Origin of the sequence: Candidatus Microthrix subdominans, from assembly GCA_016719385.1 — a bacterium.
Lineage (GTDB): Bacteria > Actinomycetota > Acidimicrobiia > Acidimicrobiales > Microtrichaceae > Microthrix > Microthrix subdominans.
Genome location: JADJZA010000011.1, coordinates 162,935 through 176,687 on the forward strand (window position 1 = coordinate 162,935; position 13,753 = coordinate 176,687).

Here is a 13,753-nt window from a genome sequence, read left to right on the forward strand (position 1 = left end):
GGTCACGCTGAGCTAGGTTGCCGACACCTACCGGGGAGCTCGATCGATCGGGCTGAGAGGGCGGATTAAGTCCGCCGACCCGCAACCTGAACTGGGTAATGCCAGCGGAGGGAGCCATGGTCGCTGTCATCTACGTCGGGGGCATGGGCCCCAGCGCGCCGCCCGCGCTTCCGGCCGAGCCGATCGTGCGTATCGCCGCCGATAGCGGCCTCGATCTGGCCGTGGCGTCGGGGGCGGACGTCGACCTGGTGGTCGGCGACCTCGACTCGGTGTCCGTCGACGCGCTGGCGGCTGCCCGCGTCCGCAACGTCGAGGTGCGCTCGTCGCCTGCCGACAAGGATGAGACCGATCTGGAGTTGGCCATCGCCTGCGCTGAGGCCCTCGGCGCGTCGCAGCTGGTCGTGATCGGCGGTGGTGGTGGCCGACTCGACCACCTGCTCGGCGTGCTCGCCGCACTGGCCGGCGCCGCCCGGCGCGGCCTCGATGTGGCGGCCTACCCGGGTGACGATCTGATGTGGCTCGTCGCACCGGGGGTACGTCTGGAGCTGTCGATCCAGCCCGGTCGTACCGTGTCGCTGGTACCGGTTGGCGGGTCGGCAACCGGGGTCACCGCATCCGGCCTGGTCTGGCCGTTGGCCGACGCCACACTCAACCCGTACGAGGGCCTCGGCGTGTCCAACCGCGCCGAGGCGCCCACGGTTGCCGTCGAGGTCGCCGACGGGGTGGTCGCCGTGATCGTCCCCGACCTCGCGGCGGAGGGTCGCCACGCCGCCACCCGCGCCGCCGGAGCCGACGCCGATGACCCGGACGTCGGCGGCCCGGTCACCGCGCCGGACGACGTGCCCTGCCCAACCCAGGCCGCGTTCCGACGCGATCACCGTTCGAACCCGGCTGCGTCAGCCGCCGCCGTCCCGCCAACACGCCCGATCCCCCGAGGAGAGCGATGATCCCGATGTTCCATTCGAGCGGAGACCCCGGGTCCCCGAACGACCCCTGCGGCAACCGGCGCGCCGTCGGCCTGCGCGGCCCGCTGGTGGCCGTCGCCGTGCTGGCGATGGCCCTCGTCGGCTGCGCCGGCGACGACTCGGCCACCGGTGCCGACGGCGCCTCCGCTCCCGACGCTGACGGGCCGGTCGAGCTGGTCACCTACGACGCCTATGTGCTCGACGAGGATGCCGCAGCGACGTTCGCCGAAGAGGAGGATCGGGAGATCTCGGTGCTGCAACAGGGCGACGCCGGATCGATGACCGCCCGGGCCGTGCTGTCGGCCGGCAACCCGGAGGGCGACGTGCTCTTCGGCGTCGACAACACACTGCTCACCCGCGCACTGGACGCCGAGCTGTTCGAGCCGCTGCCCGAGGAGATCCTCGACCTGGTGCCCGAGGAGTACCGGGTCGACGGACCCGGTGGCGACACGGTGGTGGCGATCGACTCGGGCCAGGTGTGCGTCAACGCCGACACCGCCTGGTTTGCCAAGAACAGCCTCGAGGTGCCCAGCTCCCTCGAGGACCTGACCGATGAGCGCTACCGGGGGCTGTTGGTCACGCAGAACGCCGCCGCATCGTCGCCGGGGCTTGCGTTCGTGCTCGGCACGATCGCCCACTTCGGCGAGGACGACTGGCAGGACTACTGGAAGCGCCTGGTCGACAACGAGGTGCGGGTGGCCGCCGACTGGTCCGACGCCTATGAGGCCGCCTACACCGTGTCGGGTGGCGACCGGCCCCTGGTCGTGTCCTATGGGTCCAGCCCGCCGGCCGAGGTGTTCTACTCCGAGGGCGAGCGCACCGAACCGCAGAGCGAGGTGATCGAGGCCACCTGCACCGAGCAGGTCGAGTACGCCGGCGTGCTCGCCGGCACCCAACGCCCCGAGGCGGCGCGTGCGCTCGTCGCCTTCCTGCTCAGCGACGAGAACCAACGCTCGATCCCGCTGGCCAACTTCGTTTTCCCGATCCGAGACGTCGAGACTCCCGAGGTGTTCGAGCGCTTCGCAGTGAAGGCCGTCGATCCGCTGCGTCTCGATCCCGACGAGATCGCCGCCAACCGGGACCGCTGGACCGAACAGTGGCGGGCGATCGCCGGGTGAGCGTCGACGTCGGTCGTGTGCGTACGACGCTGGCCCAGGTGCCAACTTGGGTGCTGCTCGGCCTCGGTGTGATCGCACCGCTGGCAACGCTGACCTGGGCGGCCCGCACCGGGGTGCCCGGGTCGATCGACTCGACGGTGCCGATCGGTCAGCGTCTGGTCCGTACCGGCTGGGTGACGCTCGTCCAAGCGGGTGCGTCCACCGTCGCCACCCTGGCGGTCGGGCTGCCGATCGCCGTCGTGCTCGCCCGGTTCCGGTTCCCGGGCCGCAGCGTCCTCCGGGCGCTGATCGCTGCTCCGTTCGTCTTGCCCAGCGTCGTGGTCGGCGCCGCCGTGCTGGCGCTGCTGGGTCCAGGTGGGCCGCTTGGGTCGCTGGCGCCCCCGCCGGGCTCGGCGGGATCGCTGGCACTGATCGTCGTCGCCCACGTCAGCTACGAGCTGATCATCGTCGTCGCCATCGTCGGTGCCCGGTTGGAAGCCTTGCCGTCGGCCCAGCTCGAGACCGCCCGAACCCTCGGCGCCGGCGCGTGGCGCCGCGGCGCCGCCGTCGTCCTGCCCCAGATCCTCCCGGCGGTCGCCGGGGCGGCCGCCCTCGTCTTCTTGCTCACCGCCGGGTCGCTGGGCGTCGTGTTGGTGTTGGGGGGACCGCGATGGGCGACCCTCGATGCCGAGGTCTGGTACCTGGGCACCCAGCTGCTCGACCTGCGGGGTGCCGCCATCCTGGCGCTGGTGCAGGCCGGCTTCGTCGCGGTGGTCGGGGTTGCCTACGCCACTGCGGGCCGTCGCTCGCCGGGCGGCGGTTCGTTGGGGAGTGGTTCGTTGGGACGTGGCTCGTCGGGTGCAATCGGTGCCGGCGGGCGTCTGGGAACCGGCGCCGGGGCGCTCGGCAGCACCCGCCGGCCCACAGGCGCCGAGTGGGGCTGGGTCGCCGGGGTCGTCGCGTTGGTGGGACTGTTCACGGTCGCCCCCTTCGTCGCCCTCGCCGGACGGCTCACCGGGGTCACCCCGGCGCGCTTCGCCGCCTTGTGGAGCGACGGCACCCGGGGCGTTCCGCCGCTGGGTCCGGCGGTCGCTCGCTCGTTGGGCTACGCGGTGGCGGTGGCGGTGGTGTGCACGGTGGCGGCGATCGGCCTGGGCCTGGCGTTGCGCTCAGGTCGGGGCCGGCTCACCCAGGGCGTGGTCGCCTTGCCGGTGGGCGTGTCGGCGGCGGCGATCGGTCTCGGCGTGGTGCTGATGGGCCTGATCGGCCCGGTCGACCTGCGGGGGAGCGCCGCCGCAGTCGTGCTGGTGCAGGCGGCGATGGCGCTGCCCTTCGCCGTCGGGGTGACCGTCCCGGTGATGCTCGCCGCCCCCCGGGGCCTCGAGGAGGTGGCCGCCACGTTGGGGGCAGGCGAGGTTGAGCGTTGGCGCCGAGTGTTGTTGCCGCTGGCAGCCACCGGTATTGCGGGAGGGGCGGCGCTGTCGGCCGCCGTGGCGTTGGGGGAGTTCGGTGCATCGACCTTCGTCGTGCGGGGTGATGCCCCCACGCTGCCCACCTTGGTCGGCCGCCTGCTGTCCCGCCAGGCGCCGGAGGCGGTCGCCCTGGGCACCCTGGTCGCCGCCGTCCTCGGCCTGATGTGCGGTCTGCTCGTCGTCGCCGCCCAGGGACTGGCCCAACGCTCCCGGCTGGATCAGTAGAGGACCGCATCTCGGTCGGGTTTGGCCGTTCGTCGCATCCTGACGGGAATGAATAGGGTGCCCCCGTGCAGGTAACCGCAGCGGTCGTCGCCCCCGTCAAACCGGCAACGCTGTTCGCCCGGATCGATCGGTTGGATGACTACCCGCGCTGGCTCGACATCGTGCAGCGGGTGGAGGGGACCGAGCCTCACCCCGACGACGAGGGCCCGGCATGGATCGTCGACCTGGGCAGTCGGGTGGGGCCGCTGCAGCGCTCGAAGCGACTGCGCATGGTGCGTACCGTGTGCGACGACCCTTCCGAGGTTCGCTTCGAGCGGCGCGAGCACGACGGGCGTGACCACAGCCCTTGGGTCCTGTCGGTGGTGATCGACGAGCTGGAACCCGAGGTGTCGACGATGAACATGACCCTCAGCTACGGCGGCTCGCTGTTCGGTCCGGTGCTCGAGCGGCTGCTGCAGCGGGAGATCGACGCCAGCCGCCCCAGGCTGCTGGCCTGGCTCGAAGCCGGCTAGCGATAGCCGGCGCTACCTTCCTTCTTCGGGTTCGTAAGGACCCGCATCATTTTCGACTTCGAGAGCAATGAGTTCGATTGCTTCGTCGGGCGCCAGCTGGCCGACGACCGAGAAGGCGGAGACCATACGCCCAGCGGAGATCATCACCCGATAATCCGGACGGCCGACAATGAGTTCCGGCAGATCGTCGAAGCCGGTAGCAAACAATTCGACGATCTCAAGGAGATCGTAGGACTGGAAATCGACCGCCGATGGCTCGCCATTCGAACCTCGCTCCGGTGGAAATTGGCGGTCGACGTCGTTGAAGAAGGATGGCAGCGTCCGAACGATGCGACGTTCGGAGGTCACCCTGCGGCCTTCGCCTCCGCGTCGTTGATGATCTGTTCCAGCCTGGCTCGGGTTTGCTGAACGAGCTGCTGAGGCGCCGTATCAAGATCGGCAACGATGGAAGATTTGAAGTCAGCGTGACGGTCGGCCGGGCTCATGCTTTCGATCTCGGCTGCCGTTGTCACGTTGCGTTCCATGACCACATAGTACCGGCAGCGTCAGACCACCCGATAGGACCAAAGCCTCGGTGGCTAGCTGACGACCCCTTACAGTTGGGGAAGGGCCGCGAACCGGGGAGTGCAGGGGGCGGTCTGGCGGTTGTTTGGGCTCCCGACTTGGGGGAGGGCCTGGAACTGGGGAGTGCAGGGGGCGGTCTGGCGGTTGTTTGGGCTCCCGACTTCGGGAAGGGTGAGGGATGTACCGGCCAAGGCGATCGCATGTGCCCCCGGGCGAGGGGCACCACTAGCGTCCAGCCGATGCTGGTCGTCACCAACGAACTGGACCGATTTCGCAGCGACACCGATGCGCTCGCCCGTCGAGACAGCCGGTTTCTGCGCGCTGCGGTGAGGGGACCGGTCGTCCAGCCCGAGCACCTCGAAGCTGCGCTGGGGTTGGTGTTGGCACTGACCGGTACCTCGATGTCGGAGGAGGGGCGCCGCACCCTCAAGGTGATCGAGTTGGGCGTCGACCCCAACGCCGACGGTTCCCCGGGCGATACGTCCGACGGCTCGGCGCGAGCCAACCTGCTGCGTGCGCTGGTCGCCAGCGGCTTCTCGGCGTTCGACCAGTCGGAGCGTTGGCTGGACGCCGACGGGGGAGACCGGACGGTTACCGCTCGCTGGACCCAGGTTCGTGGCAACCTGCGCCGTGACCTGGCGTTCATCGAGGCCTGCGGGGTCGACCCCGACGTCTACACCCAAATCCAACGGGCGTCGCTGTACTTCTCCAGCCGCCTCACCCCCGACCTGGCGCCCGACGGCACCCGGGCGCTGCTCGACGCCCATCTGCTGGTCGCCCGAGCATCCGAGCTGGTGCCGGACAGCCACCAGGTGCACCTGTTGGCCCGGATGGACAACCCGGTGCTGGTTCAGGCGGAGGCGGGCATCGACTCGGAGCAACTGCTCGAGGTGCTCGAGACGATCGACCGTCTGCGCAGCCCGGGCCGGGTGATCGTGTCACTCACACCGGCGGGCGACGAGGTCGAGGAATTATCCGAGCTGGTCGGCGGTGTCGCAGCCGTGCGTCCCGGCACCACGTGGGTGGGCAACCCGACCGCCGAGCTGGCCGACCCCGACGGCGGTGCGGTCGACAGCGCAACGGCGGTCGAACGCACCAAGGGGCTGTCCGCGGTGGTCGGCGCTGCGGGATCGCATCTCGCCGGCTTCGACATCGAGGTTCACGCCACGCGGCTGGCGGAAGCTCCGGTGGTGCTGGCTGCGCTCGGGCACGACAGGTGAGCGCCACCTCCACCAGCACCGGCCCCCCGGCGGGCGGAGGGCTGGCGCAGGGCACCCTGCTCGTGGTGGGCGGCGCCGGCGTGACCGGACATTGGGTGGCCGAGCACCTCGGCCCCATGGCGCCGCTCGGCGGAGGCGCAACCCCGAGCCACATCGTCATCGCCGACACCGATCCGGACGTCGAATACCGGCTTCCCCCCATGCGCCCGGGCGGCCCGACCGTCAAGGCGGTGCACCTCAACGTGGCCGATGACGGCGCCGAGACCACCGACGACGGGGTTCCACTGGCCGCGCTGGCCGCCGCAGCCGACCAGGTGTGGATCACCGTGGCCTCCGACGGTCTGGCTCAGGTCGCCGGCGCCCTGTCCGTCGGTTCGCTGTCCGGCCGAGCAGCGGCCCTGCCGCCGCTGCTGGTGTTCACCGCCGCCCAGGTGGCCGCCGCCGAGGCGTTTGCTGGTCGTGCCGCCCCCGACTCGATCGTGGGGCTGCACGTCCTGGTCGGTCCCGACACCGCGTCGGCGGTTGGCCACACGGCGGTCGTCTGCCTCGACCCCGAGCACGCTGTCGACCTCGAGCCGACCGTGGACTCGGAGCACGGTGTCGACCACGAACGCGCGCTCGAGGACGGCCTTGCCGCCGCCACCCTGGCGCTACTTGGCGAGGTCGGCATGCGGCCGATCCTGCTCAGCCCGACCGATCACGACCGGGCGATGGCCTGGGTGGAGGGTGTGAGCGAGTTCGTGCTGTTGTCGCTGGGTGCGGCGCTGGTCGACTCCGGCGTGCCACTCGAGCTGTTGTGGGAGGTGCGGACCCCCACCTTCCAGCTGCTCGCCGCCCTGGTGGCCCGCACCTACGACACCGTGCGCTACGAACAGGTGGCCAGCGCCCAGCTGAACGCCTCGCGCACCGACCCGCTGGTGCGACAGAGCCTGCATCGGGCCGTCGCCGACCTGGCTCGACGGGTCGATCCATCCGCTGGTGCCGACACCGCTGGCTTGATCGACGAGCTGGACCGCGTGGCCCGGGGCCTGCCCACCTGGTTTCGACGGACGCTGGCCCAGGGATCCGAGGGTGCTGTCGAGGCGGTGCGCAGTACCGAGCGGGACCTGGTTGCGGCCTCGCGGGACGCTTCGCTCGTCGGCATCCGCCGGCTGTCGGGCGGCGCTCCCACCCACGTCGGGCGGGTGATCGGCGCGGATGATGATCAGCTGCAGCTCGACGATCGCCTGGTTGTAACGCCCAACGGGGCAGTGGTCGTCGACTCGCCGTGGGCGGAGGAGTACCTGGCCGGGATCGGGGTGGACGCCCGGGTGGGTCCGGTGTCGTTGCGGGTGCACAACCACGCCACGGTCACCGGGGCCGAGCTCGATGCTTGGAGCGCCGAGCACCTGGCCCGATACCGGCTGGTCGTCGGCGTCGACTGGCCGGTGGGCGACTGCCCCAACGTCGACCTGGCTGCAGCGGTGACCTCGCTGGCGCCGGCGGCGGTCGAGTCGGTCGAGGTGACCGATACCTACGAGGCCGATGGGCTCACCCGCGTGACCGTCGAGGCCCGGGTACGGACCGACCACAGCCCCGAATCGGTGGTCGAACCCTGGGCCGACCGGTTGACTCACCTACTCAGCCCCGAGCCGACGGTGCGGTTCTCGGTGCCGCGCGCTGCGACGCCCCCCAATGGTTCAGCGACGTCGCCGGTCGAGAGCGCGTCCCCAGCGCAATGAGCGGGTCCCGACGTGGCTGACGGAGTGGCCGGCCCGAGGTTCCGAACGCAGGTGCACGCCGGTGCGCCCTATCGGCCAGGGCGATCGGCGACCGGTAGCGACGTGGTGAAGCTGTCGTCCAACGAGCTGTCGGCGGCGCCGGCGGTGGCCGCCGTGGCCGCGGCTGCGGCCGCTGCGGCGGGAGCCAATCGCTACCCGGATCCGGTCTCCGGGGCGTTGCGCCAGGCGCTCGCCTCCCACCACGGTCTGGGGGCCGACCAGGTGTGCCTGGGCGGCGGCTCGGTGGCCCTGATCGCCGAAGCGGTGGGGGCCACCAGCTCGGCGGGTGATCACGTGGTGCACGGCTCGCCATCCTTCGAGGCCTATCCGCAGCTGATCCGCCTGTCCGGGGCCTCCTCGGCAGCCGTGCCCAACGTCAACGCGTCGTTGGACCCCGAGGGGTTTGTCAGCGCAGCCAACGGCAGCGACGCCCGGCTGGTGTTGATCGCCAACCCCAACAACCCCACCGGCACCGCCTGGCGGACCGACGACGTGCGCAAGGTGCTCGACGGCGTCGCCAGCGAGACGCTGGTTGTGCTCGACGAGGCGTACCACGAATTCGTGACCGATCCCGACGTGCCCGACGGCGTCGAGCTGCTCAGCGAGTACCCCAACCTGGTGGTGCTGCGAACGTTCTCCAAGGCGTGGGGCCTGGCCGGGCTGCGGATTGGCTACGCGCTGGGCTCACCGACGGTGATCGCCGCCCTCGATGCGGTGAGGCTGCCCTTCTCGGTGTCGGCCCCGGCCCAGGCGGCCGCTCTGGCGGCGCTCGGGGAGCGAGCGGCGATGGAGGCGGCGGTCGCCGAGGTGATCGCCGAACGATCACGGCTGATCGAGGGGCTGAACGGCGCCGGATGGAACCTGCCCGACAGCCAGGCCAACTTCGTCTGGTTCGGCGTGGGGGAGCGCTCCGTCGACGTGGGCGACCGGCTGGAGGCCGCGGGCATCATCGCCCGGGTGTTCCCCGATGTCGGCGTGCGGCTGACGGTGGGCACGGCGGCCGACACCGACCGCATCCTGGCGGCATTGGCGCCGCCGAGCTAGGGCTCAGCGCTTCTCTTCGAGCTGCTCGGATTCATCGGCAGGCAGAATTGGAGCGATCAGGTCGGCCTCGAACGTGCCACCGTGGCGGCGGGCGACGACGAAGGTGACCGGGGTGCCGGGGTCGACCTCACGGCTGCCGTCGACGAGCGAGGTGCACTGGAACGGCCACCGGCGCTCGGCCGAATCGACGATCGTGCCCAGGCAGGCGTGAGAGTCGAAGGTGTCGACCGTGCCGTGCTGGGGCCCGGTCGGCGGAAACGGCGTCGGTGCGTCGCTCATCTGAATGGCTTGGCGAGGCTCAGGCGTCGCCGGAGCCGGAAGCATCGGGAGCCTCGCCGCCACCGGCAGCGTCGCCCGCAGCGGTGCCGGACGTTGCGGCGGCGTGCTGGTCCTTGACCTGCACGAAGGCCATCTGAATCTGCGTCTGCGCCTGGTTGAGCACTGCGCCGGCCTCGCCGAGCCGGTCGCCGACCCGTTCGAGCACGGCCCGCAAGGCGTCGATGGCGAGGGCAGCGTCCTCAAAGGCCGGTGGCTGGCGGCTGAGGTGGATCGCGCCGAGTTCGTAGAAGCCCATCAGGTGGTTGGCGATCACCTCGGCTGCGGGTGTTTCGGCCAGGCGGGCGCGGGTGGCGGCCATCTCGACGACGGCGGCCTCGGCCTGAGCCCGCTCCTCGGGGCTGAGCGAATCGAGATCGATGCCCAGCTGTTCGGCCTGCGCCTTCAGCTCGGTGGCGCTCAGGGCCATGTCGTCCCCTCCGGCCGGGGCTGCGCCCGGCCCGCCGGCGGGCGGTGGGGTCGAGGCGGTGGGCTCGGCGGCGGGAGCTGGGCTCTCGCGCTCGACGTTACGTTCGCCGTCCGGCGTCCAGAGGCTGGGCATGGTGATGACTCCCGAGGGGATGGCCGATGAGACGATGGTGGCGCCGCAGCGTCGGCCATCGCGAGGAAACCCGAGGGTACGCCGCGAGGCCACCCTGCGTCAGGCTGGGGCGTCGGTCACCCCGGGGGTGGTTGGCGTCACTGGGCGGCTGGTAGGGTAACGCCCTCACTACAACGAAGCGGGGCTTGCCCCCACCTGGGAAGCGAGTGAGCTGCCCGGGTCGAACCAACGGATCTCGGCCTTGTCGAGCCCGACGGCGCGGTTTCTTTGCAGGCGCCCAGGCTCCGAGGACATCCAAAGAACCTACTGCGCCGCCCTCCGCAACAGCGGGGTGCGTGGGCCGGCCACCTCGGTGGCCGCATCCAGAGAAATGCAGAACTGCAGACGTTTCGAAAGGACGTGCACTTGAGGAGTGATCGGTCATAGCACCGCCAGCAGACGAACCACGGATCAACGACCGGATCAGGGCCCGCGAGGTGCGGGTCATCGATCTCGATGGCGAACAACTCGGTATCCGTCCCTTGCCCGAAGCCTTGAACCTCGCCCGTGATCGGGACCTGGATCTGGTGGAAGTAGCCGACAAGGCCAAACCACCGGTGGTCCGCATCATGGACTATCGAAAGTTCAAGTACGAGGAGCAACAGCGGGCCAAGGAGTCACGCAAGAAGTCGACCAACATCGTGGTCAAGGAGATGAAGTACCGCCCCAAGATCGGGATCGGCGACTTTGACACCAAGACCCGCAAGGTCACCGAGTTCCTCGAAGAGGGACACAAGGTGAAGATCACGATCATGTTCCGTGGTCGAGAGATGCAACACCCCGAGCTGGGGATGAAGATCTTGAACCGCATCGCCGACCAGTTGAAGAACCTGGCACGGGTGGAGAACCCGCCCCGTCAGGACGGTCGGAACATGACCATGGTGCTGGGCCCCGACAAGAAGGCGCAGGCGGCCTATGCCGCTGAGCTGAAGAAGGCCGAGCACGACGCAGCCGCCCAAGCCAGGGCAGAGGCCGAGGTGGCCGCACCGATCGCGCAGCCCGAGGGCGCACCCGAGGCTGAGGCCCCGGAGTCGACCGAGGCCGGCACCGAGGCGCAGGCGCCGGAGCCGACCGAATCGAACGAGGCCTCAGCCGTTGCGGCTGAGGTCGAGACCGCAGCCACCGAGTCCTGAGGAGCGCCGGCCACCGCCGACCACTTCGCAGGAACATCCCCGAGTAAGAGCCGCCCGTCTACCGACGGGCGACGAACCGGCCAAGCGCCGGAAGGAGCAATCGTCATGCCGAAGATGAAGACGCACCGCGGCGCCAAGGCCCGGTTCAAGGTCACCGGGTCGGGCAAGATCATGCGCCGGCACCAGGGCAAGAACCACCTGTTGCAGAAGAAGAGCTCAGGCCGCAAGCGCCGCCTTGCCAACGAGGCCGAGGTCACCGGCGGCGATCGTGACAGGGCGCTGCGCCTGCTGGGCAAGCGCTGATCGCTGAGTAGTCCGGGGCCTCGGCCCCATTGTTTTCCCCCTAGTTCGAGAGAGAAGGAGCACCGCCGTGGCACGTGTCAAGAGATCTGTCCATGCCCGCAAGAAGCGCCGTACCGTCATGGAGCGGGCCAAGGGCCACTACGGAAACCGTAGTAGGACCTTCAAGGCGGCCAACGAGTCGGTCATGCACGCCGGGCAATACGCCTACCGTGACCGCCGGGCCCGCAAGGCCGAGTTTCGCAAGCTGTGGATCCAGCGGATCAACGCCGGGTGCCGCGCCGAGGGCATGAGCTACTCACGCTTCATCGCCGGGCTGAAGACCGCCGAGGTCGAGGTGGACCGCAAGGTCCTCGCCGACCTGGCCGTCCACGAGCCGGCAGCGTTCGCCGCCCTCGTCGGTGTGGCCAAGGCCGCCAACGATCAGGCGGACAGCGCAGACGGCGCCGACCAGGCCGCCTCCTGAGGTCGTCCCCGGTCGACCCCCAGCGGGCCGCCGAAGTGCGGACCATCGGGGCCAAACACTCACTGATCATCGAGCTGCGACGCCTTTTGGGGCGTCGCAGCTCGCGTCGTGACAGCGGCGTCGTCGTCGTCGAAGGCCCCAAGGTGCTCCTCGAGCTGCTCGAGGCCGGATCTCCGGTGCAGCGGATGCTCTACGACATCGGTTCGGCGAGCAACGAGGCAGTCGCCAACCTGATCGCCGTCGCCGACCGGGCAGGAGTGCCACTCGAGGCGGTGCGCACCGGCGTGCTCGACAAGGTGCTGGACTCCACGACACCTCAGGGCGTGGTGGCGCTGGTGCCCCGACCCGAGCACGATCCGGCGGAGCTGGCGACGTCGAGCAACGGCGGGGCGCCTCTGCTGATCGCCGCCGGCGTCCAGGACCCCGGCAACGTCGGCGCCCTGGTTCGGGTGGCCGCTGCGGCGGGAAGCCCGGGCATGGTGTGCGACCGCAACTCGGCCGACCCATGGGGCCCCAAAGCGCTTCGGGCCTCGACCGGCTGGGCGCTGCGTTACCCGGTGGCCGAGACCGACGAATTGCTCGCCGAGCTGCGCCGGCTGCGCGACGCCGGCGTGGCGATCGTGGCCGCCGCTCCCGGTGGTCCCGCCCCCGACGAGATCGACTGGTCTGCCCCGACGGCCCTGGTGATGGGTTCGGAGGGCCAAGGTGTCGACGCCGCCCTGCTCGCCGAGTTTCCCGACCGCGTGTCGATCCCGATGGCCTCGGGGGTGGAGTCGCTCAACGTGGCGTCCGCCGCAGCCGTCATCGCATTCGAGGCGGCACGCCAGGCCCGGATCGCCTGAACCGCCCGGCAGGCGCCCGTCGAACGAATTCGGCCCGGGCCCGCACAACCGCGAAGATGAGGACATGACCGTCGAGGCCACCCAGATCGCCGCCACACGAATTGCGCAAGCGGGTGTCGAGGCCGTCGACGCCGTGGCGACGCTCGCCGAGCTGACGGCGTTGGAAACGACGCTGCTGGGCAAGAAGTCGGAGCTGTCGATGGCCCGCCGGTCGCTCGGCTCGCTCGAACCCGACCAGCGTCGCGAGGCCGGTGCTGCGTTCAACGCCACGCGCGAGGCGCTGGGGGCGGCGATCGGGGCCCGCCGGTCCGAGCTCGCCGCCGCCGAGCATCGGGCGAGCATGGAGGCCGAAGCGCTCGACCTCACCCGCTTCGTCGGGCCGGTCGACCGTGGCCACGTGCATCCGGTGACCGCCACCCGCGAGCGGCTGGAGGACATCTTCATCGGGCTGGGCTTCGAGGTGGCCGAGGGCCCCGACCTGGAGACCGACTGGTTCAACTTCGGCGCCCTCAACATCCCGCCCCATCATCCGGCCCGGGGCATGCACGACACGTTCCATCTCGATCTGGGCGGGCCGGGCGACTACGTGCTGCGCACCCACACGTCGCCGGTCCAGATCCGTCACATGCGGGCGGTCACCGCCGAGCGCGGCGGACCACCGATCTACGCCATCATGCCGGGCCGGGTGTACCGCAACGAGCGCACCGACGCCACGCACCTGGCCGCCCTGCACCAGCTGGAGGGGCTGGTGATCGACCGCGACATCACGCTGGGGCATCTGGCCGGGACGATCGATACGTTCATCAAGACCTACTTCGGCACCGAGTTCGAGACCCGGTTCCGGCCGAGCTATTTCCCCTTCACCGAGCCGTCGGCCGAGGTGGATATGCGAACCGCCGGCGGGGACTGGCTGGAGATCGGCGGCTGCGGCATGGTGCACCCGACCGTCCTGCGCAACGGGGGGATCGACCCCGAGATCTGGTCCGGCTTCGCCTTTGGCTTTGGCATCGACCGGCTGGCGAAAATGCGCCACGACGTGCCCGACATCCGCGAGTTCGTCGCCAACGACGTGCGCTTCCTGTCTCAGTTCTGATCTTGGCGAGCGCCGTTGTGACCCATGCCGAGAGTCTCACTCGACCCCACCCTGGAGTCGGGCGCTGCGTTGCGGGTCCTCCCGTCACGTTGATCGATCCAACCACCCGCAATGCTGCGGTGAACCTGTGGGGTTCCCGCGTGC

At 70.3% G+C, this 13,753-nt stretch carries 16 protein-coding genes and 1 riboswitch; of the genes, 12 read left to right on the forward strand and 4 right to left on the reverse strand.

Annotated features, from left to right (window positions below; all coding sequences use genetic code 11):
* Window positions 1-21: 21 nt before the first annotated feature.
* Window positions 22-133: riboswitch (TPP riboswitch) on the forward strand.
* From IPN02_19595 to IPN02_19610, 4 genes are all read left to right on the forward strand, one after another.
* The gene (locus tag IPN02_19595; protein MBK9298984.1) at window positions 117-947 is read left to right on the forward strand and encodes a thiamine diphosphokinase; all 831 of its coding nucleotides are present in this window, start codon (window positions 117-119) and stop codon (window positions 945-947) included. Its footprint overlaps the riboswitch before it by 17 nt.
* Window positions 944-2,083: a thiamine ABC transporter substrate-binding protein gene (locus IPN02_19600; GenBank protein MBK9298985.1), complete on the forward strand. Its 1,140-nt coding sequence runs from the start codon at window positions 944-946 to the stop codon at window positions 2,081-2,083. The genes IPN02_19595 and IPN02_19600 overlap by 4 nt, the downstream gene beginning before the upstream one ends.
* Entirely contained in the window at window positions 2,080-3,759 is a 1,680-nt protein-coding gene (locus tag IPN02_19605) for an iron ABC transporter permease (GenBank protein ID MBK9298986.1), read from the forward strand. The genes IPN02_19600 and IPN02_19605 overlap by 4 nt, the downstream gene beginning before the upstream one ends.
* Window positions 3,760-3,824: 65 nt before the next feature.
* On the forward strand, window positions 3,825-4,271 hold the full coding sequence (locus tag IPN02_19610) for an SRPBCC family protein (protein MBK9298987.1): 447 nt from the start codon (window positions 3,825-3,827) through the stop codon (window positions 4,269-4,271).
* Between the two features lie 12 nt (window positions 4,272-4,283).
* On the opposite strand, the gene IPN02_19615 is transcribed toward IPN02_19610, so the two are convergent.
* Together IPN02_19615 and IPN02_19620 are read right to left on the reverse strand one after the other, a co-directional pair.
* Complete coding sequence (locus IPN02_19615) at window positions 4,284-4,619, reverse strand: hypothetical protein (GenBank protein ID MBK9298988.1); 336 nt, start codon at window positions 4,617-4,619, stop codon at window positions 4,284-4,286.
* Window positions 4,616-4,795 carry a hypothetical protein gene (locus IPN02_19620; protein MBK9298989.1) on the reverse strand — a complete coding sequence of 60 codons (180 nt, stop codon included), beginning with the start codon at window positions 4,793-4,795 and terminating at the stop codon, window positions 4,616-4,618. The genes IPN02_19615 and IPN02_19620 overlap by 4 nt, the downstream gene beginning before the upstream one ends.
* 279 nt (window positions 4,796-5,074) lie before the next feature.
* On the opposite strand from IPN02_19620, the gene IPN02_19625 reads away from it, so the two are divergent.
* From IPN02_19625 to hisC, 3 genes are read left to right on the forward strand one after another with little or no spacing between them, the layout of a single operon-like run.
* Complete coding sequence (locus IPN02_19625; GenBank protein MBK9298990.1) at window positions 5,075-6,055, forward strand: 3-deoxy-7-phosphoheptulonate synthase; 981 nt, start codon at window positions 5,075-5,077, stop codon at window positions 6,053-6,055.
* Window positions 6,052-7,776 (forward strand): hypothetical protein, encoded by a 1,725-nt coding sequence (locus tag IPN02_19630; GenBank protein MBK9298991.1) that lies wholly within the window; start codon window positions 6,052-6,054, stop codon window positions 7,774-7,776. Before IPN02_19625 ends, IPN02_19630 begins: the two co-directional genes overlap by 4 nt.
* Window positions 7,777-7,788: 12 nt before the next feature.
* Window positions 7,789-8,859: a histidinol-phosphate transaminase gene (hisC, locus tag IPN02_19635; protein MBK9298992.1), complete on the forward strand. Its 1,071-nt coding sequence runs from the start codon at window positions 7,789-7,791 to the stop codon at window positions 8,857-8,859.
* A gap of 3 nt (window positions 8,860-8,862) precedes the next feature.
* On the opposite strand, the gene IPN02_19640 is transcribed toward hisC, so the two are convergent.
* Both IPN02_19640 and IPN02_19645 read right to left on the reverse strand, forming a co-directional pair.
* Window positions 8,863-9,138: a hypothetical protein gene (locus tag IPN02_19640; GenBank protein ID MBK9298993.1), complete on the reverse strand. Its 276-nt coding sequence runs from the start codon at window positions 9,136-9,138 to the stop codon at window positions 8,863-8,865.
* A gap of 19 nt (window positions 9,139-9,157) precedes the next feature.
* The gene (locus IPN02_19645; GenBank protein ID MBK9298994.1) at window positions 9,158-9,829 is read right to left on the reverse strand and encodes a hypothetical protein; all 672 of its coding nucleotides are present in this window, start codon (window positions 9,827-9,829) and stop codon (window positions 9,158-9,160) included.
* 356 nt (window positions 9,830-10,185) lie between these two features.
* Here IPN02_19645 and IPN02_19650 point away from each other — a divergent pair, with 356 nt between their 5' ends.
* The 5 genes from IPN02_19650 to pheS all read left to right on the forward strand — a co-directional run bounded on the left by IPN02_19650 (window position 10,186) and on the right by pheS (window position 13,609).
* The gene (locus IPN02_19650) at window positions 10,186-10,908 is read left to right on the forward strand and encodes a translation initiation factor IF-3 (protein ID MBK9298995.1); all 723 of its coding nucleotides are present in this window, start codon (window positions 10,186-10,188) and stop codon (window positions 10,906-10,908) included.
* A gap of 105 nt (window positions 10,909-11,013) precedes the next feature.
* Window positions 11,014-11,211, forward strand: a complete 198-nt coding sequence (gene rpmI / locus IPN02_19655; GenBank protein MBK9298996.1) for a 50S ribosomal protein L35 — start codon at window positions 11,014-11,016, stop codon at window positions 11,209-11,211.
* Between the two features lie 67 nt (window positions 11,212-11,278).
* Complete coding sequence (rplT, locus tag IPN02_19660; GenBank protein ID MBK9298997.1) at window positions 11,279-11,674, forward strand: 50S ribosomal protein L20; 396 nt, start codon at window positions 11,279-11,281, stop codon at window positions 11,672-11,674.
* Between the two features lie 35 nt (window positions 11,675-11,709).
* Entirely contained in the window at window positions 11,710-12,516 is an 807-nt protein-coding gene (locus IPN02_19665; GenBank protein ID MBK9298998.1) for an RNA methyltransferase, read from the forward strand.
* Between the two features lie 64 nt (window positions 12,517-12,580).
* Window positions 12,581-13,609: a phenylalanine--tRNA ligase subunit alpha gene (gene pheS / locus IPN02_19670; GenBank protein MBK9298999.1), complete on the forward strand. Its 1,029-nt coding sequence runs from the start codon at window positions 12,581-12,583 to the stop codon at window positions 13,607-13,609.
* Window positions 13,610-13,753 lie beyond the last annotated feature (144 nt).

Coding starts and splice junctions, on each gene's coding strand:
- IPN02_19625 (MBK9298990.1), top strand. CDS start 5,075: ATGCTGGTCGTCACCAACGAACTGGACCGATTTCGCAGCGACACCGAT.
- pheS (MBK9298999.1), top strand. CDS start 12,581: ATGACCGTCGAGGCCACCCAGATCGCCGCCACACGAATTGCGCAAGCG.
- IPN02_19640 (MBK9298993.1), bottom strand. CDS start 9,138: ATGAGCGACGCACCGACGCCGTTTCCGCCGACCGGGCCCCAGCACGGC.
- IPN02_19595 (MBK9298984.1), top strand. CDS start 117: ATGGTCGCTGTCATCTACGTCGGGGGCATGGGCCCCAGCGCGCCGCCC.
- IPN02_19620 (MBK9298989.1), bottom strand. CDS start 4,795: ATGGAACGCAACGTGACAACGGCAGCCGAGATCGAAAGCATGAGCCCG.
- IPN02_19600 (MBK9298985.1), top strand. CDS start 944: ATGATCCCGATGTTCCATTCGAGCGGAGACCCCGGGTCCCCGAACGAC.
- rpmI (MBK9298996.1), top strand. CDS start 11,014: ATGCCGAAGATGAAGACGCACCGCGGCGCCAAGGCCCGGTTCAAGGTC.